Source organism: Nocardia sp. NPDC057440, from assembly GCF_042802915.1.
GTDB lineage: Bacteria > Actinomycetota > Actinomycetes > Mycobacteriales > Mycobacteriaceae > Nocardia.
This window is the reverse complement of record NZ_JBHVDF010000022.1, coordinates 75,159-101,113: the sequence shown is the minus strand read 5'-3', so window position 1 is coordinate 101,113 and position 25,955 is coordinate 75,159. Positions and strand designations below refer to the sequence as shown.

The 25,955-nt window shown below is 66.3% G+C and carries 26 protein-coding genes; 9 read left to right on the top strand and 17 right to left on the bottom strand.

Annotated features, from left to right (window positions below):
- Positions 1–132 precede the first annotated feature (132 nt).
- Both ACFU4Z_RS32650 and ACFU4Z_RS32645 read right to left on the bottom strand, forming a co-directional pair.
- A complete protein-coding gene (locus ACFU4Z_RS32650) occupies positions 133–1,590 on the bottom strand; it encodes a DHA2 family efflux MFS transporter permease subunit (protein WP_379070983.1) in 1,458 nt (485 codons plus the stop codon).
- Between the two features lie 3 nt (positions 1,591–1,593).
- Positions 1,594–2,538 carry an FAD-dependent oxidoreductase gene (locus ACFU4Z_RS32645; protein WP_379070980.1) on the bottom strand — a complete coding sequence of 315 codons (945 nt, stop codon included), beginning with the start codon at positions 2,536–2,538 and terminating at the stop codon, positions 1,594–1,596.
- Positions 2,539–2,600: 62 nt separating this feature from the next.
- On the opposite strand from ACFU4Z_RS32645, the gene ACFU4Z_RS32640 reads away from it, so the two are divergent.
- Positions 2,601–3,059: a MerR family transcriptional regulator gene (locus ACFU4Z_RS32640; protein WP_379070977.1), complete on the top strand. Its 459-nt coding sequence runs from the start codon at positions 2,601–2,603 to the stop codon at positions 3,057–3,059.
- A 66-nt stretch (positions 3,060–3,125) separates the two neighbouring features.
- On the opposite strand, the gene ACFU4Z_RS32635 is transcribed toward ACFU4Z_RS32640, so the two are convergent.
- Positions 3,126–3,329 carry a cold-shock protein gene (locus ACFU4Z_RS32635; protein WP_327114982.1) on the bottom strand — a complete coding sequence of 68 codons (204 nt, stop codon included), beginning with the start codon at positions 3,327–3,329 and terminating at the stop codon, positions 3,126–3,128.
- A gap of 295 nt (positions 3,330–3,624) precedes the next feature.
- On the opposite strand from ACFU4Z_RS32635, the gene ACFU4Z_RS32630 reads away from it, so the two are divergent.
- Positions 3,625–4,032: a hypothetical protein gene (locus tag ACFU4Z_RS32630; protein WP_379070974.1), complete on the top strand. Its 408-nt coding sequence runs from the start codon at positions 3,625–3,627 to the stop codon at positions 4,030–4,032.
- Here the strand turns inward: ACFU4Z_RS32630 and ACFU4Z_RS32625 are convergent.
- Together ACFU4Z_RS32625 and rpsA are read right to left on the bottom strand one after the other, a co-directional pair.
- On the bottom strand, positions 4,019–4,984 hold the full coding sequence (locus ACFU4Z_RS32625) for an AEC family transporter (protein ID WP_379070971.1): 966 nt from the start codon (positions 4,982–4,984) through the stop codon (positions 4,019–4,021). The genes ACFU4Z_RS32630 and ACFU4Z_RS32625 overlap by 14 nt on opposite strands.
- Before the next feature lie 240 nt (positions 4,985–5,224).
- Positions 5,225–6,694 carry a 30S ribosomal protein S1 gene (rpsA, locus tag ACFU4Z_RS32620; RefSeq protein WP_379070968.1) on the bottom strand — a complete coding sequence of 490 codons (1,470 nt, stop codon included), beginning with the start codon at positions 6,692–6,694 and terminating at the stop codon, positions 5,225–5,227.
- Between the two features lie 281 nt (positions 6,695–6,975).
- Here rpsA and ACFU4Z_RS32615 point away from each other — a divergent pair, with 281 nt between their 5' ends.
- Positions 6,976–7,845, top strand: a complete 870-nt coding sequence (locus ACFU4Z_RS32615) for a methyltransferase domain-containing protein (RefSeq protein ID WP_379070965.1) — start codon at positions 6,976–6,978, stop codon at positions 7,843–7,845.
- A 187-nt stretch (positions 7,846–8,032) separates the two neighbouring features.
- Here ACFU4Z_RS32615 and ACFU4Z_RS32610 read toward each other — a convergent pair whose 3' ends face one another.
- Together ACFU4Z_RS32610 and ACFU4Z_RS32605 are read right to left on the bottom strand one after the other, a co-directional pair.
- Complete coding sequence (locus ACFU4Z_RS32610; protein ID WP_379070962.1) at positions 8,033–8,236, bottom strand: cold-shock protein; 204 nt, start codon at positions 8,234–8,236, stop codon at positions 8,033–8,035.
- 95 nt (positions 8,237–8,331) lie between these two features.
- A complete protein-coding gene (locus ACFU4Z_RS32605; RefSeq protein ID WP_379070959.1) occupies positions 8,332–8,937 on the bottom strand; it encodes a TetR family transcriptional regulator in 606 nt (201 codons plus the stop codon).
- 43 nt (positions 8,938–8,980) lie between these two features.
- Between ACFU4Z_RS32605 and ACFU4Z_RS32600 the strand changes: the two genes are divergently transcribed.
- A complete protein-coding gene (locus tag ACFU4Z_RS32600; RefSeq protein WP_379070956.1) occupies positions 8,981–9,898 on the top strand; it encodes an SDR family NAD(P)-dependent oxidoreductase in 918 nt (305 codons plus the stop codon).
- A 193-nt stretch (positions 9,899–10,091) separates the two neighbouring features.
- On the opposite strand, the gene ACFU4Z_RS32595 is transcribed toward ACFU4Z_RS32600, so the two are convergent.
- The 3 genes from ACFU4Z_RS32595 to ACFU4Z_RS32585 form a co-directional block, all read right to left on the bottom strand.
- The gene (locus ACFU4Z_RS32595; RefSeq protein ID WP_379070953.1) at positions 10,092–10,244 is read right to left on the bottom strand and encodes a toxin-antitoxin system HicB family antitoxin; all 153 of its coding nucleotides are present in this window, start codon (positions 10,242–10,244) and stop codon (positions 10,092–10,094) included.
- A 9-nt stretch (positions 10,245–10,253) separates the two neighbouring features.
- Positions 10,254–11,138, bottom strand: coding sequence for an SPFH domain-containing protein (locus ACFU4Z_RS32590; RefSeq protein ID WP_379070950.1), 885 nt, complete (start codon positions 11,136–11,138; stop codon positions 10,254–10,256).
- 65 nt (positions 11,139–11,203) lie between these two features.
- Positions 11,204–12,577, bottom strand: a complete 1,374-nt coding sequence (locus ACFU4Z_RS32585) for an FAD-binding oxidoreductase (protein WP_379070947.1) — start codon at positions 12,575–12,577, stop codon at positions 11,204–11,206.
- Between the two features lie 71 nt (positions 12,578–12,648).
- Between ACFU4Z_RS32585 and ACFU4Z_RS32580 the strand changes: the two genes are divergently transcribed.
- Positions 12,649–13,551, top strand: a complete 903-nt coding sequence (locus ACFU4Z_RS32580) for a LysR family transcriptional regulator (protein ID WP_379070944.1) — start codon at positions 12,649–12,651, stop codon at positions 13,549–13,551.
- Positions 13,552–13,569: 18 nt separating this feature from the next.
- On the opposite strand, the gene ACFU4Z_RS32575 is transcribed toward ACFU4Z_RS32580, so the two are convergent.
- The 5 genes from ACFU4Z_RS32575 to ACFU4Z_RS32555 all read right to left on the bottom strand — a co-directional run bounded on the left by ACFU4Z_RS32575 (position 13,570) and on the right by ACFU4Z_RS32555 (position 19,981).
- A complete protein-coding gene (locus tag ACFU4Z_RS32575; RefSeq protein WP_379071028.1) occupies positions 13,570–14,322 on the bottom strand; it encodes an amino acid ABC transporter ATP-binding protein in 753 nt (250 codons plus the stop codon).
- Between the two features lie 50 nt (positions 14,323–14,372).
- The gene (locus ACFU4Z_RS32570; protein WP_379070941.1) at positions 14,373–15,335 is read right to left on the bottom strand and encodes an amino acid ABC transporter permease; all 963 of its coding nucleotides are present in this window, start codon (positions 15,333–15,335) and stop codon (positions 14,373–14,375) included.
- Positions 15,336–15,338: 3 nt separating this feature from the next.
- Complete coding sequence (locus tag ACFU4Z_RS32565) at positions 15,339–16,202, bottom strand: ABC transporter substrate-binding protein (RefSeq protein WP_379070938.1); 864 nt, start codon at positions 16,200–16,202, stop codon at positions 15,339–15,341.
- A 489-nt stretch (positions 16,203–16,691) separates the two neighbouring features.
- Positions 16,692–18,299 carry a carboxylesterase/lipase family protein gene (locus tag ACFU4Z_RS32560; protein WP_379070935.1) on the bottom strand — a complete coding sequence of 536 codons (1,608 nt, stop codon included), beginning with the start codon at positions 18,297–18,299 and terminating at the stop codon, positions 16,692–16,694.
- Between the two features lie 596 nt (positions 18,300–18,895).
- Positions 18,896–19,981 carry an isocitrate/isopropylmalate dehydrogenase family protein gene (locus tag ACFU4Z_RS32555; RefSeq protein WP_379071025.1) on the bottom strand — a complete coding sequence of 362 codons (1,086 nt, stop codon included), beginning with the start codon at positions 19,979–19,981 and terminating at the stop codon, positions 18,896–18,898.
- A gap of 91 nt (positions 19,982–20,072) precedes the next feature.
- On the opposite strand from ACFU4Z_RS32555, the gene ACFU4Z_RS32550 reads away from it, so the two are divergent.
- On the top strand, positions 20,073–20,594 hold the full coding sequence (locus ACFU4Z_RS32550) for a 2'-5' RNA ligase family protein (RefSeq protein ID WP_379070932.1): 522 nt from the start codon (positions 20,073–20,075) through the stop codon (positions 20,592–20,594).
- 50 nt (positions 20,595–20,644) lie between these two features.
- Positions 20,645–21,019 carry a thioredoxin gene (gene trxA, locus ACFU4Z_RS32545; protein WP_379070930.1) on the top strand — a complete coding sequence of 125 codons (375 nt, stop codon included), beginning with the start codon at positions 20,645–20,647 and terminating at the stop codon, positions 21,017–21,019.
- A 91-nt stretch (positions 21,020–21,110) separates the two neighbouring features.
- On the opposite strand, the gene ACFU4Z_RS32540 is transcribed toward trxA, so the two are convergent.
- Positions 21,111–21,545 carry an alpha-isopropylmalate synthase regulatory domain-containing protein gene (locus tag ACFU4Z_RS32540; RefSeq protein ID WP_379070927.1) on the bottom strand — a complete coding sequence of 145 codons (435 nt, stop codon included), beginning with the start codon at positions 21,543–21,545 and terminating at the stop codon, positions 21,111–21,113.
- A gap of 407 nt (positions 21,546–21,952) precedes the next feature.
- Here ACFU4Z_RS32540 and ACFU4Z_RS32535 point away from each other — a divergent pair, with 407 nt between their 5' ends.
- On the top strand, positions 21,953–22,264 hold the full coding sequence (locus ACFU4Z_RS32535) for a DUF6191 domain-containing protein (protein ID WP_379070924.1): 312 nt from the start codon (positions 21,953–21,955) through the stop codon (positions 22,262–22,264).
- A 335-nt stretch (positions 22,265–22,599) separates the two neighbouring features.
- Here ACFU4Z_RS32535 and polA read toward each other — a convergent pair whose 3' ends face one another.
- The gene (polA, locus tag ACFU4Z_RS32530; protein ID WP_379070921.1) at positions 22,600–25,344 is read right to left on the bottom strand and encodes a DNA polymerase I; all 2,745 of its coding nucleotides are present in this window, start codon (positions 25,342–25,344) and stop codon (positions 22,600–22,602) included.
- Between the two features lie 122 nt (positions 25,345–25,466).
- Here polA and ACFU4Z_RS32525 point away from each other — a divergent pair.
- The coding region (locus tag ACFU4Z_RS32525; RefSeq protein ID WP_379070918.1) for a nuclear transport factor 2 family protein at positions 25,467–25,955 on the top strand (489 nt) is incomplete at its 3' end.

Sequence of the window (25,955 nt, the reverse complement as noted above, 5' to 3'; positions counted from 1 at the left end):
GTCCGCGCGCTGCGGCCGGTCACGAGATCGCACCACTTGTCATCAATGGATCGGGATGAGTCACCGATCGAATGCCCGTCGCCTCCCGCCGGCAATCGGGCGGCGACGTGCACGCGAAGACGGCGGCACAGGCTACGGTGCCGACCGGCCAGGGTCAGCTCGGTCTTCCCCGGTCGACCGGCCCTGCCGAGCAGGATCCGGAATCACGAGTGTCAGCGCGAGCAGCACCATGGTCAGCGGGAGAGCCCAGATCAGGGTGTCCGGAATGGCCTCGGCCGTAGCCGTTGCCACGGCAGGTTTTCCGGCGAGTTCGTGGCCGAGAACACCGCCGTAGATCGCGATGCCGAGCGACATGCCCAGACCGCGCAGGGCCAGCACGGCGGATGTGACCGCACCGAGTTCCGTTGCGGCGACCGCGTTCTGCGCGACTGTCACCAGCAGCTGCACGATCATTCCGATGCCGCCGCCGAGCACGATCAGCCCCAGCGCCACGACGAGATAGCTCGACTCCGCATCGAGCAGTCCGAGCAGGACGAATCCGAGGGCGATCACCGCCGCGCCGCCGATCAGGAAGGGCCGGTATCTTCCCGTTTTGCTCGCCAGGCTGCCAGAGAGGAACGAGGCCACCATGAACGCGACGACATACGGATTCAGCGCCAGTCCTGCCTCGGTCGCGCTCATGCCGAAGGCGCTGCGCAAATAGGTCGGCAGATACACAATCGACGAATACATCAGTACTCCGAGGACCAATGTCGCGGGCAGGATGACGCCCGTGACCCGGTTGGTGAACAGCCCCAATGGGATCACCGGATCCTCGGTGCGGCGTTCCCGCCACACGAACGCGCCGAGCGTGATGACCACCGCGGCACCGAGAGCGAGCATCGGCCCGACACCCGCCGGGTGCGAACCGCTGGACCACTCACTGATCAGCAGTACGCCGACCACCGCGCCGACAAGTAGCACGGAGCCACCGATATCGAGCCGGACGGCCAGGCCGCTGCGCGGCAGCCGTAGCGCGGTCCAGACGAGTGCCATCGAGATCAGGCCGAGCGGCACATTGATGAAGAAGATCCAGCGCCACCCCACGGTGTCGGTGATCGCCCCGCCGACCAGCGGGCCGCCGACGGCGGCCATGGCGAAAATCGCGCCCACCGCGCCCTGCACCCGGCCGCGCAGGGCCGCTGGGAACAGTTCGGCAAGAGCGATCGTCGGAATCGTGAACAATGCGCCGGCACCGATCCCCTGCACGGTGCGAAACAGCACGAGCTCGGTCAGCGTGCCCGCCGTGCCGCACAGCGCCGACGCGACGGTGAACACGCCAACGGCGGAAAGGAACACCGGCCGCCTGCCGAATCGGTCGCTGAGCCTGCCGTACAGCGCGCCCGTCGCCGTGGACGCCAGCACGTAACACGTCACGATCCAGCGCAGCGAGCCGACATCGCCGAGGTCACCCGCGATGTCCGGCAGCGCGATGCTGACGATGGTCTGGTCGAGAACCGAGAGCAGCATGCCGAGCGCAAGCCCGGCGGCGGCGAGCGGGACATTACTGGTGCGCGCAGCTGGTCCAGCCGCGGTCGTGGTGACGGACACGACTCACTTCTCCTGTGCGGTAAAGGGGTTCGGCAGCTGGAAGTCGACGCTGACAAGGTCTTGGTCGAGCACACTGCCCGCGACGGTCCCGCTGGCGGCGGCCGCGACGACCGCGGCCAGTGGTACCGGGATCGTTGCTCGCCGGGCCATGTCGCCCGCGGCATAGACGCCGGGCACACTCGTCCGATGGAACTCGTCGACCTGCACGGTCGAGTCCGGGAACGTGGCACAACCGAGCAGACCGGGTAGCGCAGACCGCTGGGTCCAGGTGCTTGCGACGAAGGCGACTTCGCGCGGCAGCGCCGGTCCGTCCTGGAAGGCGAGCGCGCGGAGCTGGTCACCGGCCGCCTCGAACCCGGTGATGCGTTCGCGGCGGACCGTGACGCCGGCCGCCGACATGGCCTGCGCCGCGGACGACGCAACATCGGCGGGGCCGTTGGTACACAGGACGACATCCGCGCTGAACCGGCTCAGCTGCAGCGCGAGCCGGATTCGGTCGGGTTCACCCCCGACCACGGCGATCGGCCGTCGACTGCTCTCGAAACCGTGGCAGTACGGGCAGTGGAATACCGCCCGCCCCCACAGCTCGGCGATACCGCTGATGTCGGGCAGCTGGTCGACCAGGCCGCTGGCCAGCAGCAGCCGCTCGGTCTCGGCTGTCGTGCCGTCCGCGAGCTGCACGATGAAGCCGCGATCGCCCTGGGCGACCCCGGTGGCCGCACCGTCGCGAACCTCGACGGTGGGATAGCTCGTCAGCTGGTCGCGGCCGATCGCTCGGAGCTCGGCAGGCGGCACGCCGTCGCGGGTGAAGAAATTGTGGACGGCAGCGGCGGGTGCGTTGCGTGCGTGGCCGGAGTCCAGCACCAGAACGCGTCGGTGGGCGCGGCCCAGGGTCAGTGCGGCCGACAGTCCCGCCGGCCCGCCACCGACCACGATTACCTCGAACATGTGGTCCTCCTCGTGATGACATCGCCTTGACATCACGGACCACTCTGCATGTTAATGTGAACATGAAGTCAAGCTCTGACGGCGATACGCGCCTCCCCGATCCCGCCCCTGGCACCGGCGAGCTCACGATCGGCGCGCTCGCGGCACGCTTCGGCCTGGCCACACACGTGCTGCGGCACTGGGAGGCGATGGGCCTACTGCAACCGGCCGGGCGGGTGAGCGGCCGACGACGCTACGTCCAGGACCATGTGGTCCGGGTCGCGATAATCGTGCGAGGCAAGGCGGCCGGGCTGAGCCTGGAGCAGTTGCGGGAGATGCTCGACGCACCGGACCGTGCCGCGCGCCGAACCGTGCTGGCCAGACAATATGAGGAGCTCGGCGTCCGGATAGCCGAAGCGCAGGCCTCGCAGCGGATGATCGAGCACGCGATGGCATGCGAAGCGGAGGACTTCACGCAATGCCCGGCGTTCCGGCAGCTGGTCGCGGCCGTGGCAGGGAGCAACCGCACCCCACTCGGGTAGCGGCTACCCCCGAAAACGCAAAAACCCCGCACCCAGAGGGTGCGGGGCTTTACCAAGCTGCGTCGATCAGATAGCGCGGACGTCCTGGGCCTGCGGGCCCTTCTGTCCTTGGCCGACCTCGAACTCCACGCGCTGTCCTTCTTCAAGGGACTTGAATCCCGAGCCGGACACGGCGGAGTAATGAACGAAGACGTCAGGGCCGCCACCGTCTTGCGCGATAAAGCCGAAGCCCTTTTCGCTGTTGAACCACTTCACACTGCCTTGAGTCATTGCTTACTTCATTCTTTTCTGTAGATGAGCCAAGCGGATCACGTCGATAAGCCTGATCTCACTGAACAACCATGCCATGGATCCACGGCAAATGACGAAGAGTGTGAGCCAACCAACCCTCGGCACCGGGTCCGACCGCGTCGCGGCAACCTCCGCGACGTGCCGATCACAGCGATTCCGCCACGCGGGGCAACCTCGGAGATGGACCATAGATGTACGCGGTGCGGTGAGGGCCGCGTTTCTCTTCCCGTTGTGTTCAGCGATCCGTCTACGCCACACAGGAGGAACGATATCCATGATGACCACTCGGAATCATCACCGCACTGTCCGCACCGCGACCGTCTTCGCGTCGATGGGCGCCGCCTTGGTGCTGACCGCCGCCCCTGCGCTCGCCGCCAATACCGTCGATATCGCCGGCGCCGCACCGAGCAGCGTCGGCGTCGAATACACCTGCGACGCTGCCGCAGGGGTGACAAGCATCAAGGTCATGGCGGGAGAACCCACCGCGGAGCGCCCCGCGGCCCTCGGCACCGAGACCAACGTCGCCTGTGACGGCAGCCAACACGCCGCCACCGTCGCCTTGGCAGGAGCCTCCGGAGAGGCGCCATTGGCCTCGGGTGCGGTGGTGCAGATACGCGCGGCCTTGGTCGACCAGAACGACACCGTGATATCCGGCCAGGCGAAGGTGCTCACCCTGCAGTGAAGCCCTGGGTGATCAGGAGCCACAGCGGCAGCAGGACCAGTGCGATAACGGAGGTCTTCGCGACGATCGCCGCCGCGAGGTCGACGTCGGTGTCGTAGCGCTGGGCGAAAATGAACAGGTTCTGTGGAGCGGGCATCGCGGCGATCACCACCAAGTAGGTCAGCCACGGGCCGGTGATGCCGAACAGGCACTCGGCGACGACGAACGCCAGCAGTGGGAGCGCGATACATTTGCAGGCGATCAGCGCGTATTCGTCGCGAGCCGCTCCACGTAGTCGCAAACCTGTCCCGCCCAGGTGCAGGCCGAGTGCGAACAACGCCACCGGTGCGGCCGCATTGCCGCTGAAAGCCAGCACATCACGGATCCACCCCGGCACCGGAACATCCGCCACATTGGCGGCGACGCCGAGGTAACAGGCGATGACAACCGGCGTACCCAGCGCCGCGAGAACGCCGCGCACCATGGCGGTGCGCGTGGGACGATCCTGGTCGTCACGGGCCGCACCGTATTCCATGATGGCGATGACGACCACCGTCAGCACACAGACCTGGAGCAGGATCGTCGGAAAGACCGGCGCGGCATCATCGAACAGGAGCACGAAAACCGGTATGGCGAAGTACGTCGTGTTGACCTGAACCCCCGCCATGATCCGCAACGCGGTGCCCCGAACATCGGCACCGATCACCCGGCGCGCGGCAACGCCCACGACCACCATCCCGACAAGCACCGTTGTCAGGTACGCGGCGATCGCCACCGGGTCGAACACCTGCCCTAGATCGCTCGCATACAGCGAACCGAACAGGTAACACGGGATCGCGAAGAGAAAAGCGAAGTCGGAGAAGGCCTTCGAGCTCTCCGCTCCGATGATCTTGCGCCGCGCAAATACCACGCCACCGCCGAACACCACAACGACCGGCGCCAATTTCGCCGCGGTGCCGGCAAGGCCGCTCAATCGTGCCCCGTTGTCGTGGCCGTCGAGAGTGGTCCGGCGACCGGGAACGGCCTTGCAGTACCCGGCACTGTCGGATGACGATGCTGACCGCTCACCGGGAAGAGCTTAGAGACGGCCCGCGCGGGCCGCGAGCGGGGCCAGGGGAACCTCGCGCCCACTGTGGGTGCTTGTTTCTACCCCACCACAAACGGGAAGGCCCCGGTCCGCGAACGGACCGGGGCCTTCCTCGTAACGTGCCTATCAGGCGTTGCCGGAGAGCTTCTCCCGCAGAGCCGCCAGCTGCGCGTCGCTGGCCAGCGAACCACCGGCCGACTCGGGCGCGCTGGAGGAGGACGCCTGCGCACCGCTCTCGGAGGAGTAGTTCGACGAGCCGCCACCGTTCGCGGCCTCGGCCGCGGCGTCGGCCGCCATCTTCTCCATTTGCGCGGTGTGCATCTTGTGGCGACGCTCGGCCTCGGCGTAGCGGCCTTCCCACTCTTCGCGCTGCTTGTCGAAACCTTCGATCCAGTCGTTGGTCTCGGAGTCGAAGCCCTCGGGGAAGATGTAGTTGCCCTGCTCGTCGTAGCTGTCGGCCATGCCGTACTTCGACGGGTCGAACTCGGCGTGGTAGTCCTCGTTGGCCTGCTTGAGGCTCAGCGAGATCCGGCGACGCTCGAGGTCGATGTCGATGACCTTGACCATCGCGTCATCGCCGACGGCGACAACCTGGTCCGGGACCTCCACGTGGCGCTCAGCCAGCTCGGAGATGTGCACCAGGCCCTCGATGCCCTCTTCGACGCGCACGAACGCACCGAACGGAACCAGCTTGGTGACCTTGCCCGGGACGATCTGGCCGATCGCGTGGGTGCGGGCGAACTGACGCCACGGGTCTTCCTGAGTCGCCTTGAGCGACAGCGAAACCCGCTCGCGGTCCAGGTCGACGTCGAGCACCTCGACGGTGACCTCGTTGCCGACCTCGACAACCTCGGAGGGGTGGTCGATGTGCTTCCAGGACAGCTCGGAGACGTGCACCAGGCCGTCGACGCCACCCAGGTCCACGAAGGCACCGAAGTTGACGATCGAGGAGACCACACCCTTGCGGACCTGGCCCTTCTGCAGCTGGTGCAGGAACTCGCTGCGGACCTCGGACTGGGTCTGCTCGAGCCACGCGCGGCGGGAAAGGACCACGTTGTTGCGGTTCTTGTCCAGCTCGATGATCTTGGCCTCGATCTCCTTGCCGACGTACGGCTGGAGGTCGCGGACCCGACGCATCTCGACGAGCGAAGCGGGCAGGAAGCCACGGAGACCGATGTCGAGGATCAGGCCGCCCTTGACGACCTCGATGACGGTGCCCTTGACGGCCTCGTCCTTCTCCTTGAGCTCCTCGATGGTGCCCCAAGCGCGCTCGTACTGAGCCCGCTTCTTCGACAGGATCAGGCGGCCTTCCTTGTCCTCCTTGGTGAGAACGAGGGCCTCGACCTCATCGCCCACGGAAACGACCTCGTTCGGGTCGACATCGTGCTTGATGGAGAGCTCGCGGGAAGGGATGACGCCTTCGGTCTTGTAACCGATGTCGAGCAGGACCTCGTCGCGGTCGACCTTGACGATGGTTCCTTCGACGATGTCGCCGTCGTTGAAGTACTTGATCGTGGCGTCGATGGCGGCGAGGAAATCCTCGGCGGAGCCGATGTCGTTGACGGCTACCTGCGGCGAGGTGACGGTGGTGGGCATATGTCGGTTTGCTCCGGACGGATTGTGGTCGGTTGCGGACATTGGAACTTTCGGTACGCTGCGAACTCACCGCGATGACGCGACGTGACGGACATAATGAACGTACCGCACGGCAAAGCCTGTGAAACTCAGCGCGGGTGCTCTGTTACCTCACCTGTTACTTCAGCCCCTTCTCAGGACATCGGTACGGCAGTACAGAACGCACTCGCGCGTTCAGCGTACGCGACCTTGGTCCAGCCGGGCAAACCGGTCTCGACGCCACGCCGGACTACGCTGACCGCGTGTCGGAAGATCGCCATGCGCAAGCAAACACACTGCTCGGAACGGCCGGGACCACGCGCACCCGGATCGGCTCGGAAGCCAGCCAGCAGGCCAGCAGACGCTGGTGGGATGCCGATGCCACCCAGTATCACGAGACCCACGCCGATTTCCTCGGCGTCGATTCCCCCGATGGCGAGTTCGTCTGGTGCCCCGAGGGCTTGCATGAGGGTGACATGCATTTCCTCGGCGACGTTGCCGGCAAGCGGATCCTGGAGATCGGCTGCGGTTCCGCGCCGTGCGCACGCTGGCTCGCCGGACAGGGCGCGCACCCGGTCGGGCTGGACTTATCAATGGGCATGCTCGAGCGCGGCCTCGCCGCCATGGCCCGCGGCGGACCTCGGGTTCCCCTCGTGCAGGCGGGCGCCGAATCCTTGCCTTTCGCCGACGCCGCCTTCGACCTGGCCTGCTCGGCCTTCGGCGCCATCCCGTTCGTCGCCGACTCGGCACAGGTGATGCGCGAGGTGGCTCGGGTGTTGCGCCCCGGCGGGCGCTGGGTGTTCTCGGTGAACCATCCGATGCGTTGGATCTTCCCGGACGATCCCGGCGAGGCCGGCCTGACCGCCTCGATCCCCTATTTCGACCGCACCCCCTATGTAGAGTTCGACGGCGAGGGCGAGGCCACCTACGTCGAACACCATCGCACCATCGGCGACCGGGTCCGCGAGATCGTCGCCGCGGGTCTGATCCTCGAAGACATCATCGAACCCGACTGGCCGGAGTGGCTGGACCGCGAATGGGGCCAATGGAGCCCGTTGCGCGGCGAATTATTTCCTGGCACAGCCATTTTCGTCACGAGCAAGCCGACAGCCCCGATAGCGCCGACACACTGATCGACCGAGCGGGGCCCATCACCCGGCGTGTTCCGCGACGATGTGCCGATACCGCCGATACCGGCCTCGGTACCCCGCTGTCGCGGGTGCTCGGGATCGCCTAGCCGATCACGCCGGTTGATCATCCGAAAACCTGTGCGCCGTCGAGGATTCCAGACCCACCGGCGACGCACAGGCTTCAAGAACGTCAGATCGGCCGCACGTTTTCCGCCTGCGGGCCCTTCTGACCCTGGGTGATGTCGAACTCGACCCGCTGCTCGTCGTTCAGGCTGCGGAAGCCCGTGTCGGCGATCGCGCTGAAATGGACGAAGACGTCCGGCCCTCCGTCATCCGGAGCAATGAAACCGAATCCCTTGTCCGCATTGAACCATTTGACAGTGCCCTGCATCATTACTCCCGCCGTTGGAATCTATGACCGAACGTCCTGATACTGCCTGGTCCACGCGCAGATTCCCAGCATTTGGCGCCGTGCTGCGCGGTAGGAATTCAGCGCGAAGGCGCGACAGCGGGCTCCGACCGGCCGAATTCCGCAGGCAACGCGGCACGTGCGGCGGCGATATGCGCGCCGAGATCGCCGCCGGAATTCAGCCAGATCTGGTATCCCGCGAAGAAGCAGGACATGCCGACCTTGGCCCAGAGCAGCGGTCGCACATCCGCACCGACATCGACACCCATCCGGTGCGCGAGATGCTCGGCGACGAGCGTTTCGACCGCGTTGCGTTTGGCGAGTTCCCTGGCCTGCAGGGCCGGGTTGGCGGCGATCAGCGCGTCTCGGGCGCGGGCATCGGCGAGGCGGTCGGCGAAACGCAGGACCATCGGGCCGATCACCGCGGCCAGTGTGGACTCCGGCGACTCGCCCTCGGGGCGATCGCCGAGCAGGCGGGCCAGTTCCTCGCGATGCTCGTCGTCCTCGGCGAAGAGCAGCTCGTCCTTGCTCGCGTAGTAACGATGCAGGGTTCGGGTCCCCACCTCGGCTTCCGCGGCGATGTCGGCGACGGTCACGGCATCGAACCCGCGTGCGACGAACAGCCGCAACGCGGCGTCGGCGATCGCCCGTCTGGTGCGTTCCTTCTTCCGATCCCGCAGCGACATCCGGATATTGTCACACAGTCCGCCACATGGCAGACTATGCCATATGACAACGAGTGACAGAACCGTGGTGATCACCGGCGGGACCAGCGGACTCGGCCACGAGTGCGCACGAACACTCGCCGCGAACCCCCGGTGGACGGTCGTCATCACTGGCCGCGACGCCGATCGGACACACGCGAGTGCGACCGCCATCGGCGCACGCGGAGCCGCCCTCGACCTGGGCTCGCTGGCATCCGTCGCACGCTTCGCGGCCGAATTGCGCACTGCCGCGCTGCCGCCACTGCATGCCCTGATCTGCAATGCGGGACTGCAGTTCACCCGGCGCACTTACACCGAAGACGGGGTGGAAGCCACCTTCGGCGTCAATCACCTGGGACACCTCGCCCTGGTGCGGGCATTACTCGACGAGCTGACCCCGCCCGCGCGAATCGTGTTCGTCAGTTCCGGAACGCACGATCCCGCCCAGCTCACCGGAATGCCGGACCCGCTCATCGCCTCGGTCAGAGAGCTCGCCCACCCCTCGGCCGCGACCGAATCCGCGCCGCGCGACGGCCGCCGTCGATACAGCACGTCGAAACTGGCCAACCTGCAAACGGCCTATGAGCTGGCCAGGCGGCTCGGGCCGCGCGGGATCACGGTCAATGCTTTCGATCCCGGCTTGATGCCGGGTACCGGACTGGCCAGGGACGCCGGGAAAATCGGGCAGCTGCTGTGGCGCACGGCCGCACGAGCACTGGTCGCCTTACCTGGTGTCCATACGCCTGCCACCTCGGGCGCTGATCTCGCCTGGCTGGTGACCGATCCCGCCGTTGCCGACGCGACCGGACGCTACTTCGCCGGACGCGCCGAGCGGGCGTCGTCGAAGGCGTCCTACGACATCGACCGGCAGCACGCGCTGTACGACGACAGTGTCGAACTGCTGGACGAGCTCACCGCAGCGGCGAGTTCCGAGCATCCATGACGGCAGCGGCGTCGGCACTTCCGACGACAAGCGAGCCGTCACCGATGTCCACCCACCACACCGAATCGCTTGCCGAGGCTCGGCCCTGCCGTTCCGCGCCGCAACAGCACACCGAAAGGCCCCGCCACCAGAGGTACCAGCGTTTGTGCCGGTAACTCGGGCGACGGGACCACGTGGCCGGAACCCGCCTCGGTCACTTCAGCTTTCGGCCCGCCTGTTCCAACGCGCGCCGCAGGGCGTATTCGATCTGCGCGTTGATGCTGCGCAGGTCGTCGGCCGCCCATTTGGCGATGGCGTCGTGCACTGCCGGGTCGAGGCGGAGTAAGAGCTTCTTCCGTTCAGCCATCGCCGCGGCTCAGGAGTAGATGGATCCGGTGTTGACCACGGGCTGGATGGCCCGGTCGCCACACAGGACGACCAAGAGGTTCGACACCATGGTGGCCTTTCGCTCCTCGTCGAGTTCGACCGTGCCCTGTTCGGTGAGCTTCTCCAGCGCAAGACCGACCATGCCGACAGCGCCCTCGACAATGTGGGTGCGCGCGGCCACCACCTGCGCGGCCTGCTGCCGGACCAGCATGGCCTGGGCGATCTCAGGGGCGTAGGCGAGGTGGGTGATCCTGGCCTCGAGCACCTCGATGCCCGCCATCTCGGTGCGTTCCCGCAGTTCGACGGTCAGTTCCCCGGCCACCTCGGCACCATCGCGCAGGCTGGTGCGATCGGCGTCGTGCGCGTCGTAGGGATGCGTGGTCGCCAGATGCCGGACCGCCGCCTCGGACTGGGTTTCCACGTACTCCTCGTAGTCGTCGACAGCGAAAGCGGCCTTGAAGCTGTCGACCACCCGATAGACGACGACCGCGGCGATCTCGACCGGGTTGCCGTCGGCGTCGTTGACCTTCAGCTTCTGCGTCTCGAAATTGCGCACCCGCAACGAGATGCTGCGGCGATCGGTGAGCGGCACCACCGAGAAGAAGCCGGGTTCGCTCACCGAGCCGATGTAGCGGCCGAAGAACTGCACCACCTTCGCCTCGTTCGGGTTCACGACTGTCAGACCGGTCGCGAGCAAGAGCAGCACGACGACGATGACCGTCGCGACAATCGCCCCGACCAGTGCGAGCGCATTGTCGTTGCGCCCCGCGATCACGTAGCCGAGCACAGCGCCGCCACCGAACAAGATCGTGAGCACCAGCCAGCCCAACAGCACCGAAAAACCGTTCAGGCGGAATGCGTCCCGAAACTCCATAACATCCTCCGAAGTATCAAAGTGATATCACAATGCTAGCAGAGAACGCCGGAAGGACAACCGGCTCAGGGGGCCGGGGTGATGTTGCGGTTGAAGCGGAACATGTTGTGGGGGTCGTGGTTTGCCTTCAGGGTGGCCAGGCGGGTGTAGGTGGCGGGGGTGTAGCCGGTGCGGGTTTGGTCCTCGGTGGCGGCGACGCCCGCACCGTAGAGGAAGTTGAGGTTGTGGCCGAGGGTCCAGGGGGACAATGCGGCGCGGACCGCCGTGTGGCCGGCGGGAGCTGTTGCGGCACTGCCCGGTTCGGGCATGGTGATGACGCGCACGAGGTAGCCGGCGTCGCGATGGTCGACGACGATTCCCGCGGGGCCGGGCCTGCGCAGCGCTCCACCGAGGTGGCGAATGTCGACAACGGCCTGGATCGATGCGCCGGGGCCGGTGACCGCGAGCAACGCAGACCGGGTTTCCGGAGTGAGGTCGGAGAGTAGGGCGTTGGTCGCCGCGTAGGCGTGCGGGTGGTCAGGGTCGCTGTGGATGGTGTGCGACTCGGTGTAAGGCATCGCGCGCAGGTCGTCCTTCACGCGGTCGCCGATCGCGCGAAGCGGGGCGATCAGCTTCTCCCCCTCTTCCGCGGGTCCGTTGAACGCGATCCGGAACGACGCCACGTAGCGGCCGCGCAGCGGCGCGGGGACCTGCGGAATGTCCGGAAAGGTCAGCATGGCGACGGTCGAGGTCAGCTGCTCGGGGACCGTGTCGGTCCACTCCCGCCACACTTCCAGCGCCCGCTCGACCAGCGGCGTGTCGAATACCAGCTGACCGCCGTACACGGTCGTCACCGGAACCAGCTCCACTTCCATGGCGGTCACCACGCCGAAGTTGCCGCCACTACCGAGCACCGCGCCGAACAGCTCGTCGCCGGGAACCAGGGTGCGCATCCGTCCGTCGGCGGTGACCAGCTCGATGACGCGCACATGATCGGCCGCGTAGCCGAATTCCCTTGCCAGCAGACCGAGTCCGCCCCCGAGGGTGTAGCCGACGACACCGACCGATGGCGACGAACCGTTCAGCGGCGCGAGACCATACCGCGCCGCCGCCTCGACCAGCGCGCCCGCCCGGACCCCCGCCGCGACTCTCGCGGTCGCGGCGACGGGATCGATCCGGATGTCGGTCATCCGCCGAGTGCTGATCAGCACGCCACCGTCGGCGGCGACCGACAGCCCGTGCCCGGTGGCCTGAACCGCCACCGGAAGTCCATGGCGCGCCGCATATTCCACCGCGCTGCGCACGTCCGCCGCGTGCACGGCCCCGACGATGAGGGCGGGCCGGTGCGAGTAGGCGGTCTGGAAGCCCGCGATCTCGTCCTCGTACCCGGCGTCGCCGGGGTAGAAGACGGGGCCGGTGAAGGCGTCGATATCGATCATCTGAGCTGCGGTGTTTCCCATGACTCAGACGATGCCCGCGCCCGAATGAGAAGTACAACAGATAGTTCTGCTTGCTCCTAGAATCACTGCTTATGGAACTGCGTCAGCTCCGCTACTTTGTCGCCGTCGTGGAGGAGGCCAACTTCACCCGTGCCGCGGCCCGCCTGCACCTGGCCCAGCCCGGGCTCAGCGCCCAGATCCGCCAGCTCGAACGTGAGCTGGGTCAGCAACTGCTCGATCGCAGCGGCCGTTCGGTGACGATGACAGAAGTGGGCGCGGCAGTGCTGCCGCATGCACGAGCCGCACTCGCCGCGACCGAGCGGATAACGCAGACCGTGGACGAATTCACCGGCCTATTGCGTGGGCACGTGCGCGTCGGCTGCATCTCGGGCACAGCCACCGAGGACTTCGACATCTCCTCGGCGCTGGCAAACTTCCACGACGATCACCCGCAGGTCGGCATCAGCCTGACCGAGAACACCTCCGAACAGATGCTGGCCGCGGTGCGGCACGGCGAGCTGGACATCGCCCTCGTCGGATTGACGGGAGCGGACCTCGATGCCGATCTCGGTATCGACGTCGTGCTCGACACTCCGATCGTCGCGGCCGTCGCGCTCGACGGACCGGACCGGACACACATCCCGCTCGGCGAACTACGCGACCACCCGCTGATCTGCCTGCCGCGCGGCACCGGCATCCGCGGCGTCTTCGACCGCGCCTGCGCCGCAGCGGGTTTCGAGCCGGATGTGGCGTTCGAAGCAGCCGCGCCGCCACTGCTGCTGCGTCTGGCCGCCCACGGCCTCGGTATCGCGGTGGTACCCGCGCTGACCCCCGAGGAAGCCGCGGCGTTCGGGGTGCGGGTACTACCGATCAGCGAACCGCAGCTGCACGGCAAGCTCGCACTGGCCTGGCGGCTCGACCGGCCCGGCAGTCCCGCCGTCAAAGTCCTGCTCGGTCAGCTCCGAATCAGTCTGGCGCGCACCAAGACTCCGTAGCCGCCACACGGTGCGGCGCTACAGCAGTCGCGACAGGAACGCTTTGGTGCGGGCTTCTTGCGGGTTGGCGAGCACCTCACGCGGCCTGCCCGCTTCGACGACCACCCCGGCGTCCATGAACACCAATTGATCGGCGACCTCACGCGCGAAACCCATTTCGTGCGTGACGACCACCATCGTCATGCCCGATGCCGCCAGCTCACGCATGACGCCGAGCACCTCGCCGACCAGCTCCGGGTCCAAGGCCGACGTCGGCTCGTCGAACAGCATGAGCTTCGGATCCATGGCAAGCGCCCTGGCGATCGCGACGCGCTGCTGTTGACCGCCCGACAGTTGTGCGGGATAGGCATTCGCCTTGTCCCCCATGCCGACTCGCTCGAGCAGCTCGTGCGCGCGAGCCACCGCGACAGATTTGCGCACCTTCTTCACCTGAGTCGGCGCCTCGATGATGTTCTCCAGCGCCGTCCGATGCGGGAACAGATTGAAATGCTGGAACACCATGCCGATATCGCGGCGCTGCTTGGCGGCATCACGCGGATGCAGCTCGTAGAGCTTGTCGCCCTTCTCGCGGTAGCCGACCAGGTCGCCGTCCACATAGAGCCGGCCCGCGTTCACCCGCTCGAGGTGATTGATGCAGCGCAGGAAGGTCGACTTTCCCGAACCCGATGGGCCGATCAGGCACAGCACCTCGCCGCGCGCGACCTCCAATGAAATCCCCTTGAGCACCTGCAGCGCGCCGAAGCTCTTGCACACTTGGTCCGCGACGATCATCGGCGGCCGGTCGGCCTTTTCGACGGTGGAGTCCTTGTCGACGTCGACGGTCATTTCGCCTTCACAATCTGTTGCGCATCGGCCAACTCCTGCAACTGCTTCGCGGTCAACTGCCGCGAGACACCACGTGAGTAGTAGCGCTCCAGGTAGAACTGGCCGACCATCAGCACGCTGGTGATCGCGAGATACCACGTGGCAGTGACCAGCAGCAGCGGAATCGGCTGGAAGTTCACACCGTAGATATCTCGCGCCCTGCCGAAGAGGTCGGTGGTCAACGGTAGCGCGGTGACCAGCGACGTGGTCTTGAGCATGCCGATCAGCTCGTTGCCGGTCGGCGGGATGATCACCCGCATCGACTGCGGCAAGACCGTCCTGCGCATCGTCTGCGACCAGGACATACCGAGCGCGGTGGACGCCTCCCGCTGCCCCTCGCCGACGGAATTGATTCCGGCACGGACGATTTCGGCCATGTACGCGGCCTCGTTGAGGCCGAGTCCGATCACGGCGAAGGTGAACGCCGCCTGCAGGTCCTGCACGTCCAATTGCAGCAGCTGCGGCCCGAACGGGATGCCGAGGGCGATCTGCTTGTACAGGGACGGGAACAGGCCCCAGAACACCAATTGCACGAAGACCGGTGTGCCACGGAAGATCCAGAGATATACCCACGCCGTCGCCCGAAGCACCGGGTTGGGCGAAAGGCGCATCACGGCGAGCACCGTGCCCAGCGAGACGGCAAGAGCCATCGCGAGGATGGTCAACTCCAGTGTGACCACCGCGCCGGAGACGATCCTGCTGTCGAACAAATACTTTCCGTAGGTGTCCCACCGGTAGGCGGGATTGGTCTTGGCGCCGTACACGAACAGGCCGACCAGAATCAGAATGATCGCCGCGGCGATCCATCGACCCGGACGGCGCAGTGGCACCGCCTTGATCGGATCGGGCTGCGACGAAACGGCCTGCCCGCCGGCCCCGGCGTTGTCGCCGGGCGTCGACGGGGTGTCCTCTGTGGTCATCGATCAGCTCTCTGCGCCGTTGATGACCGACTTGGTGATCGCGCCTTCCTGTACGCCCCAGTTCTTGGTGATCTCGAGGTACTTGCCGTTGTCGATCAGGTGCTGCACCGCGGCCTGCAGCGCCTTCCCGAGCGCCGAACCCTTCGGGATCGCCCAGCCGTAGGGCGCCGAGTCGAAGACCGGACCGGCGGCCTCGATCTTGCCGTCGCTCTTCTTGATGCCGTAGGCGGTCACCGGGGAGTCCGCCGACATGGCGTCGACCTGGCCGAGCACCAGAGCCGTTGTGGCCGCGCTCTGCTCATCGAAGGACTTCTTCTCGATGGCGGGCTTGCCCTCGGCGACGCACTTCTCGCTGCGCTTCGGGATCTCGTCGGTGTCCTGAACCGTGGTGGCCTGGACCGCGACCTTCTTACCGCAGGCGTTGTCCGGGTCGACCGGCTTACCGGTCTGCTGCGCCCACTGGCTGCCCGCCTTGAAGTAGGTGGTGAAATCGACGCTCTGCTCGCGTTCCTTCGAGTCGGTGATCGAAGACATGCCCACGTCGTAGGTGCCCGCCTGAATGGAGGGGATGATCTTCTCGAAGGACGACTCCAGGTACTCGGCCTTCACACCGAGCGTGGCGGCGACCGCGTCCATCAGGTCGACGTCGAAGCCGACGATCTTCCCGCTCGGGTCTTTGTACTCGTTGGGCTGATACGGAATGTTCACGCCGACGACGAGCTTGCCGGACTGCTTGATCTTGTCGGGGAGTTGCGCGGCGATCGAGTCGACCTTGTCGACACCGGCCACCTTCGCCACCTCGGGGCTGCTGTCCTCCGAATTACTACAGCTGGATAGCACCAGCACGCCGCCAGTGACGACGCACATCGCCTGCAGGGCGCGCCTGCCAAAAACCGATCGAACAGACACAGCAGCCCTCCACATTTCGGATTCAACCCGGGTGTCACCACCCGTTGGCAATCTAAGCGACCGGGACGCTTCATGCTGGACAGTAACGAAAGAACGACACGAAGTCGTTGCGAACTCACCACTGCCCAGGCGCCGGCACGCCGCGAGACACCCTACCCCCTCAGACCCTGACCAGCGGCTTTGAGGGGCGGTGACCGCCGTGTCCTCTGACACACTCCAGTCACCGATACCGCCCGGCTTCTCGACGCTACCGGCCATCCGTACGTCGACAGCCGATCCGCAACGACTACCACTCAGCGTCGGCCAGAGCCCGGAACCGGCTGGCGAGCGTCCGCCAATGCCGCATGTCGCGTGGCGACGGTGACCATCCGAACCATCCGCATCCGGTCGAACTCGGCGCGGTTGCCGAGTTCCGCCGCGAGGATTTGTCTGCACCGCTGAGGGGATTCAGGGTGAGCGTTCGGACCAGAATCCGCAGTTGTGCTCGACGGCGAAGTCGTAGGACATGGTGCTGCCGGTCGCCCTCATGGTCAGTACCGGCCCGTCGGAGCTTTGCCCGGCCGGTTCGGGCCAGGCAGACCATGGAGGTGAGCCGGGTCCGTTCGGATTGCCGGTGTGGGCGAAGGTGGTCCACCATCGCTGCATTTGTCGGGCGAAGGCATCGGACGGTCCGGTCCATGGGATCGGCAGGCTCATCAGGCTGGAGAACAGGTAGGGCAGTTCACCGGCGTGGAAGGCGCCGGGCAGCAGGGGGTTGGCGTCGCCGAATGCGGCTTGGTCGAATTCGTATTGCCACACTGGATGTCCCGAGTCACGGGCGAGGCGGGTGACGAACAGGGCGGGGCACGCGAACAAGCCGTCGGTGATGACGGCGGATTGGGCGGCCGCGGGTGAAGGGTACCGGTCCAGTGGATATTCGGCGAGCACTCGGTCGGCGAAGGCGCCGAACGATTTGCGGACATAGCGCTCGAAGCTTGCGGCATCCGGGATGCGGCCGCCGGCAAGGGAATCGGCGATGAACAGTGCGCCTTCGTTGCTGTTGTTTCCGACGATGATGGGAATTCTTCGGTCGGCTGCCAGTGCGAGTGCGGTGTCGAGCGTTCGGGTGACGACGACGCCGTCGATGCTGGGTAGCCAGGTCGGTGGTAGTTCGTCGAATTGGGCGATCGGCGATTCCAGGAGTTTCGCGGCGGGTAGTGCGCGCAGGCAGGCCAATTGTGTTGCGAAATCGTCGCATCCGACACTTTCGGCGTATCGCTGGGAGCGTCTGAAGGAGTCGCCCCGGTTGCTGGGCACCAAAGGTGATTGTGTGCAGGATCCGCTTTCGATAATCGCTTTGCTGAACAGGCCGTCAGAGGCGGGTGCGGTGAAGTGTGTGCAGACGCTTCCTGCTCCGGCCGATTCACCGAAGATCGTGACGTTGGATGGATCGCCGCCGAAGCCATGGGCGTTGTCGTGCACCCAGCGCAGGGCGGCCTGTTGATCCTGGATGCCGACTGTTCCGGTGGCACCACCGGACTCGGCGGCCAGTTCTGGTAGCGACATGAATCCGAATGGTCCGAGGCGGTAGTTGGGGATGGCCACGATGACGTTGCCTTCGGCGACCATCCTGCTGGGGGCGTCGTATTGGCTGTTGGCGCCGTCGGTGTAGCCGCCGCCGTGGAAGAACACCATGACCGGCAGGTTTCTGTCGCGGGAGCCGTCGGGCACGTAGAGGTCGATGCTCAGGCAGTCCTCGCTGGTGGGGCCTGTCGGTAGCGGGCTGGGCAGGAAACCGCTCTGCGAACACTGTGGCCCGTGACCGTGAGCTTGCCGGATGCCGGGCCACGGCGGTGCGGGCCGTGGTGGACTGAATCGCGCTTCGGCGCCAGTGGGTGCGGCGAAGGGGATTCCCAGATATTTGGTGATGCCGTCGGCCGCGAAGCCGGAGAGCTCGCCGCCGGTCACGACTACATTGGGTGGGGTCGCCGCGACCACGGGCGCCGGAGCGCCCGCGAACGAGAGGCCGGTTCCCGCGATCACGCAGATCGCGGATCGCATGATCGAGTGAATCATTGCTGCCCAATCCCTTCGATGGTGTCGCTGCGGTCGGCGGCGATGGAGCTTCCCCGACGGCGTCGGGACGCCGCGGGACCTGGCGTTGATCGGCTGGATGTAGAGCTGCACTCGGGATCGTCAGATGAGCCGGACTCGAAATACTGCAAAACTGCGGCGCTCATAGCTTCAGCCGCCTGGCCACCGCACACCCGCGGGACTCCCCCACTGTGTATCGACTCGTGGGGTCGAGTGGTTCAGGCCGAGCGTGCGGTCTGGTTGATTATTTCAAACTCGACCGGGGTGAGTTTGCCGGGTCGTTTCTGACGGCGTTTCGGTGGAACAATCCGGCTGAGTTATCGCTTCGGATGCCGCTGCGCCCGGATCGACTCGAGAACTTGTTCGTCTCCCGTCTGCGGCTGCTCTCGGCGTTACCGACCGCGGCGAGGACGGCACTACCTGGTCGAGCACGTCGCACAACGCGGCGGCGCAACGCGACCGCCTGCGGTGACCTCGCAACTCATGGACTCGCTTACGTGGCGATTCGCCCGCGATTCGCGGCTCGTTAACGGAAGATCAATCCGATCCGCGCTGAACACCCGGGCGGGGCACGCTGATCACCGGCGGTGGACCCTGGCGCACACCTGCTCGGCGAATTCACTCGTCGACGCCAGACCGCCCAGGTCAGCGGTCGCGATACCGGCCTCGAAGGTCGCCGCGACCGCGCGCTCGATGCGCTCCCCCGCGTTGCGCACAACCCGGTCGGCGTTGCGAGTCCCCAACCAGTTCAACAACATTGCCGCCGACAGCTGCAGCGCCACCGGATTCGCGCGATTGCGCCCCGCCAAGGTCGGCGCGGCGCCGTGCACCGCCTGCGCCATCGCACGGGACTGCGAGCAGTTCAGCGATGCCGCCATGCCGAGTGATCCACTCAACTCTCCCGCCAGATCGGAGAGGATGTCGCCGAAGAGGTTCTCGGTGACGAGGACATCGAAATCGCGAGGCGCGCGGACCAGATGCGCCGCGGTCGCGTCAACATGCTCGTCGATGACCTCGACACTCGGATAATCGTGAGCGACTTCATAGCAGACATCGCGGAACAGGCCCATCGTCATCGGCAGCACATTGGCCTTGTGCACGATGGTCACTCGCTTACGACGCGTCGCTGCCAGCCGGAACGCTTCGTGGGCGATCAGCTCACAAGCGCGGCGGGTGACGACACCGACGGCCATCGCGACATCGGGTGTCGGCCGGAACTCTCCCGACCCGGCGAACATATTGCGGTCGGCATAGAAGCCTTCGCTGTTTTCCCTGACAATCACCAGGTCGATGAACGGCGCGGCCGCGCGCACACCGGTGAATGCCCGCGCGGGCCGGATATTGGCGTACAGCCCGAAGCGCTTGCGAATGGCGCCGCCGGGAGCGACCGCCGCACGATGCATGTCCGGGTAGGACGCATTGTCGTGCGGTCCGAGGATCCACGCGTCGAGTCCCGCCAAACCGGTCAAGGTCACCTCGGGCAGCGGCTCACCGAACTCTTCGATCGCGCGGTGACCTATCAACAACGGAACCCACTGCACCGGATTCGCACCGGCGGCGGCCATGGCCTCGTCGACCACTGCCCGGGTTGCCTGCACGATCTCGGGGCCGATCCCGTCGCCGTCGATCAGGCCGAGACGGAGTGTCGAACTGTCGCGTTGCATCGCATCGTTCACCAGGTCATCCTCCCGCCGCCGGTCGGCTGGGACCGAATCACCCCACAGACACGCCGGGGGGCGCTACTTTCGGGGGACCATGGTGCAGTCGGTCGAATTGCTGTTGGACGACGCGGCCGATGCGGAGATCCGGCGGCAGTGGCAGTTGTTGGCGGACGCGGGTATCCCCAGTCTCGCGGCGAAGACCGCCGAGACCACGCGCCCGCACATCACCGTCGCGGTCGCCAGACAACTGTGGCCGCGCATCGATCACGTCCTCGAGCAGCAGAGATTCCTGCCCTTCCCGGTCCGCCTCGGCGGGTTGCTTGTATTCGGCGCGCGCCATCCGATCCTGGTCAGGGCGGTCGTTCCGTCGGAGCAATTGCTCGCTGTGCAACGACGGATCTTCAGCATCGTGGCGCAGTGCCCCGGCGTTCCATCGAACCTGCATCCGGACGAGTGGACGCCGCACGTGACGCTGGCGCGCCGCGTATCCCAGCAGCAACTCGGCGAGGCCGTGCACGCTGTCGCAAGAGACCGTGATTTCCCGGCGACCATCGTGGGTATCCGGCGTTGGGACGGTGACCAACGGCGCGAGTGGCCGGTGGCCCGTGGAAGATAAAGAGAACGCCGGACGTTACAGCTGGCAATAAAACGACACGAGAGGACGTCATGGCCACCCAGACGCTGACCCAGCAGAACTTCGACGAGGTAGTCACCGGAAGCGACGTGGTACTCGTCGACTTCTGGGCAGAGTGGTGCGGTCCGTGCAAGAGCTTCGCGCCGACCTTCGAGGCGTCCTCGACCAAGCACCCCGACGTCGTCCACGGAAAGGTCGACACCGAGGCGGAGCAGGGCTTGGCCGCCGCTGCGAACATCCGTTCCATCCCGACCATCATGGCGTTCCGCGAGGGCGTACTGGTGTTCGCACAGCCCGGCGCGCTCCCGCCCGCCGCATTGGAGGATCTCGTCACCCAGGTGAAGGCACTGGACATGGACGAGGTTCGCAAGCAGCTGGCCGAGCAGTCGGAGAAGACCTCGCAGTAAGGCGCGCACATTCCCCGCGCGGACCGTTCACCTTCGAGAGGTGAACGGTCCGTTGCGATTTCGGGGCTTGCGAGCCGTCGGGTCTACCCGGTCAACGAGCAATGCGGTTGACGCAGGCGATCATCGCGCGAATCGTCGACTCGGCGCCGTCGTCGGCCATGGCCGCACCCCAGCCGCGCCTGCCGTTCACCTCGCACTGCACGAAGGTGGCAGCGCCTGCCTCGGTGCGGCGCTGGTGGAACTGCAGGATCTCGACCGGATAGCCTGCGTCATAGAGGGCGGAGGTCATCGCCGCCACCGGACTGCCGGTGGTGCCGAACGTCCGCAACTGGTCGGCGAACTCTAGCGTCGCGATGCACTCCGCGCTCCCGTTACCGGCGAGCGACCAGTCGCTGAGCCGGATGGGTCCGGTGTGTTCGCAGTAGCGGTCGTAGAACTCCGCAGGCGTCAGGTCGCCATATTCGGCCCGCAGGCCCTTGGGTGCGGCGGCGATGAACGTGCGTGTGTCAAGAGTAAGGATCGTCATTGCAATCAGGTCTTCCCGAAGAGAATCGGCAGAGGGGACCAGCACTAACAATCAACAGCCCGCAGCGAGGGGGCCGGTCCGAATCAGACCCCGCTACGGCGGGTTACTACGAGGAGAAGTCGCCGGGCAGCCACCATCGCGGTAAGCGGAATTAGCGCGGCGCTGTCGCGGTCTGCGACATTCAGCACGGCGCTGTGGCGGTCGGCGGGATTCGGCACGCGGTACACGATAGGGGCATCTCGAGGCAATCGCAACCTTATTAGAACCCTCGGTGTTTCTACTCGCGAGTATCGTTTGCGCAGCTCACGGGATATACGGCCGGGCGATTGCCGCAGCGCCGCCGCAGCCGATTTCATGGCGTCCATGGATCGCGGCGCAACGGCGCGGGCGCGGGTACCTTCGACCGCATGGGCCTGCTCGTTGCCATGACAATTCCCGGACTGGCGATAGTGCTGATGGTGCTCGCCGCGGCCGAGGTGTTGTGGAGTCGCTTGACCGGCAGCCGCATCCTCCCGTGGTTCGAGGACCGCGCGGGCCGCCCGGTCGCGGCCGCCGGTTTCGAAGAAGTCGCCGCCGTTTTCCAGGGCTCCAAGCGCCACGAGTTCGAGCAGCGCCAGACCGTGCTGATGCACAAGGAAGACAAGTCCGATGGCGCGCCGCCGCGCGACGAGATCGATCTGTCCGCGGGCTCGGCGCGATTGGTGCGCCACCGGGAGTAGCACTCGGCGCGGCCGACGTAGGAGATTCCCGGCAGGTGTGTGGGCAGAGCGGTCGCCACCCAGGAGACCATCATGCCGGCGAAGAAGTTCCGCCGATGATGGATACCGACAATCGTGTCGCCTCCGACGGCCGGAAACCCGACGATCTCCATCGGATGGCAGCGACGCGGTACAAACTGCTCGCCTACGGGCGCTGAAAAGCTGGGCGGTACAAGGCGTCTGCCGCCCAGCCCCGTAGCCGCCCGTCGTGGTCACCACGACACGCTGCTCTTCGCGGCCGAACGCACTGATGCGCCCCGGCTGGGCCACCGCATGTTCGACGGCGGCCTCCGCCCTCAGTGGGCTGCGGCATCCCAGCTGCGGCCGGTGCCGACCGAGACATCCAGCGGCACCGACAGTGCGATGGCCGCGGACATCTGGTCGCGAGCCAGCGTTTCCAGTGCCTCCCGCTCGCCGTCGGCGACCTCGAACACCAGCTCGTCGTGAATCTGCAGCAGCATCCTCGACCGCAGCCCCGCGGCCGTGATCGCCTTGTTCACATTGATCATCGCGACCTTGATGATGTCGGCGGCGGTGCCCTGGATGGGAGCGTTCAACGCCATGCGTTCGGCGGCCTCGCGGCGCTGACGGTTACTGGAGTCCAGGTCGGGCAGGTAGCGGCGGCGACCGAAGAGGGTCTCGGTGTAGCCGACCTTGCGGGCCTGCTCGACGACCTCGTAGAGGTAGTCACGGATGCCGCCGAAGCGGTCGAAGTAGACGTCCATCTGTTCCTTCGCCTCCTGCGTGCTGATCTTCAGCTGCGCGGAGAGACCATAGGAGCTCAGACCGTAGGCGAGGCCGTAGGACATCGCCTTGATGCGGCGGCGCATCTCGGGATTCACCTCCGACAGCGGGATGTCGAAGGCCTTGGACGCGACGAAGGTGTGCAGATCCTCACCGGAGTTGAAGGCCTCGATCAGGCCCTCGTCAGCGGAAAGGTGCGCCATGATGCGCATCTCGATCTGGCTGTAGTCCGCGGTCATCAGCTCGGCGAAGCCGGAACCGACGACGAAGGTGTCGCGGATCTGGCGGCCGGTGTCGGTGCGGATCGGGATGTTCTGCAGGTTCGGCTCGGTCGAGGAGAGCCTGCCGGTCGCGGCGATGGTCTGGTTGAACGTGGTGTGGATGCGACCGTCGTCGGCGACGGACTTGAGTAGGCCGTCCACCGTGACCTTCAGGCGGGTGGCGTCGCGGTGCTCGAGCAGGTGCTGCAGGAACGGGTGCTCGGTCTTCTCGAACAGCGATTCCAGCGCGTCGGCGTCGGTGGTGTAACCGGTCTTGGTGCGCTTGGTCTTGGGCATGTCGAGCTCGTCGAACAGCACCACCTGCAACTGCTTCGGCGAGCCAAGGTTGATCTGCTTGCCGATCACCTCGTAGGCCGCGTTGGCCGCCTCGTTCACCTTGTCGGCGAACTGGCGCTGCAACGTCTCCAATTGGTCGACGTCGACGGCGATGCCCGCGTCTTCCAAGGTCGCGAGCACGCCGAGCAGCGGCAGTTCCATATCCTCCAGCAGCGGAACGGATTCGATCTGCTGGAGTTCGGTGTCCAGCGCCGCGGCGAGGTCGACGACGGCCCTGGCGCGCAGCATTTCGGTCTGCGCGACCTGTGCGTCGACGGTGTCCTCGTCGTCGAGCAGCGACAGCTGCGGCGTCTCGTCGGTTTCGGCGCGCAGCTCGCGGCGCAGGTACCGCAGCGACAGATCGTCGAGGTTGAAGCTGCGCTGGCCGGGGCGCACCAGATAGGCGGCCAGTGCGGTATCGCTGGTCAGTCCGGCCAGGGTCCAGCCGCGGCCGCGCAGCGCGTGCACCGCGGACTTGGCCTCGTGCAGCGCCTTGGGCACCGCCGCGTCGGCCAGCCACGCGCCGAGTGCGGCGTCGTCCTCGGGGGTCAGCACCGTGACATCGATGTAGCCGCTCTCGCCGTCGCCCCCGGCGATCGCGAGGGCGCGCACGTCCCCGTTGCCGGGAGTGCCCGAGCCGACGACCGAAACACCGTGCCGGACACCAGCTTTCGCATGCTCCGCGAGCCAGGCCGCGACCGCGCCCACTTCCAGCGCACCGCCGCTGATCTCGAAGCCCGCCTCGGCTTCCGGCTCCGGCGGCGCCAGCGTCTCGAACAGCCGATCGCGCAGCACCCGGAATTCCAGATCGTCGAACAACTGGTGGATCTTGTTGCGATCCCACGGCTGCTGAGCCAGCTGATCGGGGGTGTAGGGCAGCGGCACATCGCGCACCATCTCGGTGAGCTGACGGTTGAGCACCACGCTGCTCAGATTGGCCCGCAGCGCATCGCCGACCTTGCCCTTCACCTCGTCCACCTTGTGGACGAGGGTGGCGAGGTCACCGTATTCGCGAATCCACTTGGCGGCGGTTTTCTCCCCCACACCCGGAATGCCGGGCAGGTTATCGCTCGGGTCGCCGCGCAGGGCCGCGTAATCCGGATACTGGGCCGGGGTGAGCTGATACTTGGCCATCACCTCGTCCGGCGTGAACCTGGTCAGATCGGAGACGCCCTTGCGCGGGTAGAGCACCGTGACGTTGTCGTTGACCAGCTGGATCGAGTCACGGTCACCGGAGACGATCAGCACCCGGAAGCCCTCGGCGACCGCCTGGGTGGTGAGCGTGGCGATCAGGTCGTCGGCCTCGAAACCGTCGATCGCCATCACCGGAATGCCCATCGCGCCGAGCACGTCCTTGGTCAGCTCGACCTGCCCGCGGAACTCGTCGGGCGTGGCACTGCGATTGGCCTTGTACTCCGGGTACGCCTCGGTGCGGAACGTCTTGCGCGACACGTCGAAGGCCGCGGCGATATGGGTCGGCTTCTCGTCGCGGAGCAGGTTGATGAGCATCGCGGTGAAGCCGTACACCGCGTTCGTGGTCTGCCCGGTGACCGTCTTGAAGTTCTCGGCGGGCAACGCGAAGAACGCGCGATAGGCGATCGAATGCCCATCCAGCAACAGCAGTGTCGGCTGCGGACCGGCCGCATCGGAGCCGGCTGCAGAGACGGAGCTCGGACGCTGATCAGTGGTCGCTGGGGTCACGGTGAAGAGTCTAGGGAGGCCCACCGACATCTCACAGCGGCGGCTCCCACGCGCCGCGAGGCATGGAGTGTTACGTCCGATTTCCGCCGGACCCAGCCGCGGCTTGCGCCCAGCATTTCCCCGTGAGCACAACAATGTCCGCCTTGCAGCGGTTCTTCGCGGCGGAAGCCGCCTACATCACCGAGGGCGGCGACTTCGCCGGTATGGCGGCCTGCCTCGCGCCCGATGTCGTGATGTATCAGGCCGCCAACCTGCCCTATGGCGGCGAATGGCACGGCCGGGACGGCATCCGGCGATTCATGGCCGCGATGGGCGAAACCTGGTCGTCGCTGGAGTTCCTCGAGCAGCGGTTCGTGGTGGACGGCGACGCGGTGGTCATCTACAACGTCGGCAGACTGCGAGCGCGCGCCACCGGCCGCGTGCTCGATACCTCGGTGATGCAACTGATCACCTTCCGCGACGGGCTCATCAGCGAGATCCGGCCCTTCTACCTGGACACCGCGGCTGTCATGGCGGCGGTGTCCGACACCGGGACGGCGCTGTCCGATACCGCGGTGGGGGGGGCGCGGGCCGGGGGACCACCGGGCGCGCCCCGCACCGCACGCAGAGAA

Bases quoted from the DNA above. Each gene is read 5' to 3' on its own strand.
- ACFU4Z_RS32645 (WP_379070980.1), bottom strand. From the start codon at position 2,538: ATGTTCGAGGTAATCGTGGTCGGTGGCGGGCCGGCGGGACTGTCGGCC.
- ACFU4Z_RS32640 (WP_379070977.1), top strand. From the start codon at position 2,601: ATGAAGTCAAGCTCTGACGGCGATACGCGCCTCCCCGATCCCGCCCCT.
- ACFU4Z_RS32635 (WP_327114982.1), bottom strand. From the start codon at position 3,329: ATGACTCAAGGCAGTGTGAAGTGGTTCAACAGCGAAAAGGGCTTCGGC.
- ACFU4Z_RS32630 (WP_379070974.1), top strand. From the start codon at position 3,625: ATGATGACCACTCGGAATCATCACCGCACTGTCCGCACCGCGACCGTC.
- rpsA (WP_379070968.1), bottom strand. From the start codon at position 6,694: ATGCCCACCACCGTCACCTCGCCGCAGGTAGCCGTCAACGACATCGGC.
- ACFU4Z_RS32610 (WP_379070962.1), bottom strand. From the start codon at position 8,236: ATGATGCAGGGCACTGTCAAATGGTTCAATGCGGACAAGGGATTCGGT.
- ACFU4Z_RS32605 (WP_379070959.1), bottom strand. From the start codon at position 8,937: ATGTCGCTGCGGGATCGGAAGAAGGAACGCACCAGACGGGCGATCGCC.
- ACFU4Z_RS32600 (WP_379070956.1), top strand. From the start codon at position 8,981: ATGACAACGAGTGACAGAACCGTGGTGATCACCGGCGGGACCAGCGGA.
- ACFU4Z_RS32595 (WP_379070953.1), bottom strand. From the start codon at position 10,244: ATGGCTGAACGGAAGAAGCTCTTACTCCGCCTCGACCCGGCAGTGCAC.
- ACFU4Z_RS32590 (WP_379070950.1), bottom strand. From the start codon at position 11,138: ATGGAGTTTCGGGACGCATTCCGCCTGAACGGTTTTTCGGTGCTGTTG.
- ACFU4Z_RS32585 (WP_379070947.1), bottom strand. From the start codon at position 12,577: ATGGGAAACACCGCAGCTCAGATGATCGATATCGACGCCTTCACCGGC.
- ACFU4Z_RS32580 (WP_379070944.1), top strand. From the start codon at position 12,649: ATGGAACTGCGTCAGCTCCGCTACTTTGTCGCCGTCGTGGAGGAGGCC.
- ACFU4Z_RS32575 (WP_379071028.1), bottom strand. From the start codon at position 14,322: ATGATCGTCGCGGACCAAGTGTGCAAGAGCTTCGGCGCGCTGCAGGTG.
- ACFU4Z_RS32570 (WP_379070941.1), bottom strand. From the start codon at position 15,335: ATGACCACAGAGGACACCCCGTCGACGCCCGGCGACAACGCCGGGGCC.
- ACFU4Z_RS32565 (WP_379070938.1), bottom strand. From the start codon at position 16,202: ATGTGCGTCGTCACTGGCGGCGTGCTGGTGCTATCCAGCTGTAGTAAT.
- ACFU4Z_RS32560 (WP_379070935.1), bottom strand. From the start codon at position 18,299: ATGATTCACTCGATCATGCGATCCGCGATCTGCGTGATCGCGGGAACC.
- ACFU4Z_RS32555 (WP_379071025.1), bottom strand. From the start codon at position 19,981: ATGCAACGCGACAGTTCGACACTCCGTCTCGGCCTGATCGACGGCGAC.
- ACFU4Z_RS32550 (WP_379070932.1), top strand. From the start codon at position 20,073: ATGGTGCAGTCGGTCGAATTGCTGTTGGACGACGCGGCCGATGCGGAG.
- trxA (WP_379070930.1), top strand. From the start codon at position 20,645: ATGGCCACCCAGACGCTGACCCAGCAGAACTTCGACGAGGTAGTCACC.
- ACFU4Z_RS32540 (WP_379070927.1), bottom strand. From the start codon at position 21,545: ATGACGATCCTTACTCTTGACACACGCACGTTCATCGCCGCCGCACCC.
- ACFU4Z_RS32535 (WP_379070924.1), top strand. From the start codon at position 21,953: ATGGGCCTGCTCGTTGCCATGACAATTCCCGGACTGGCGATAGTGCTG.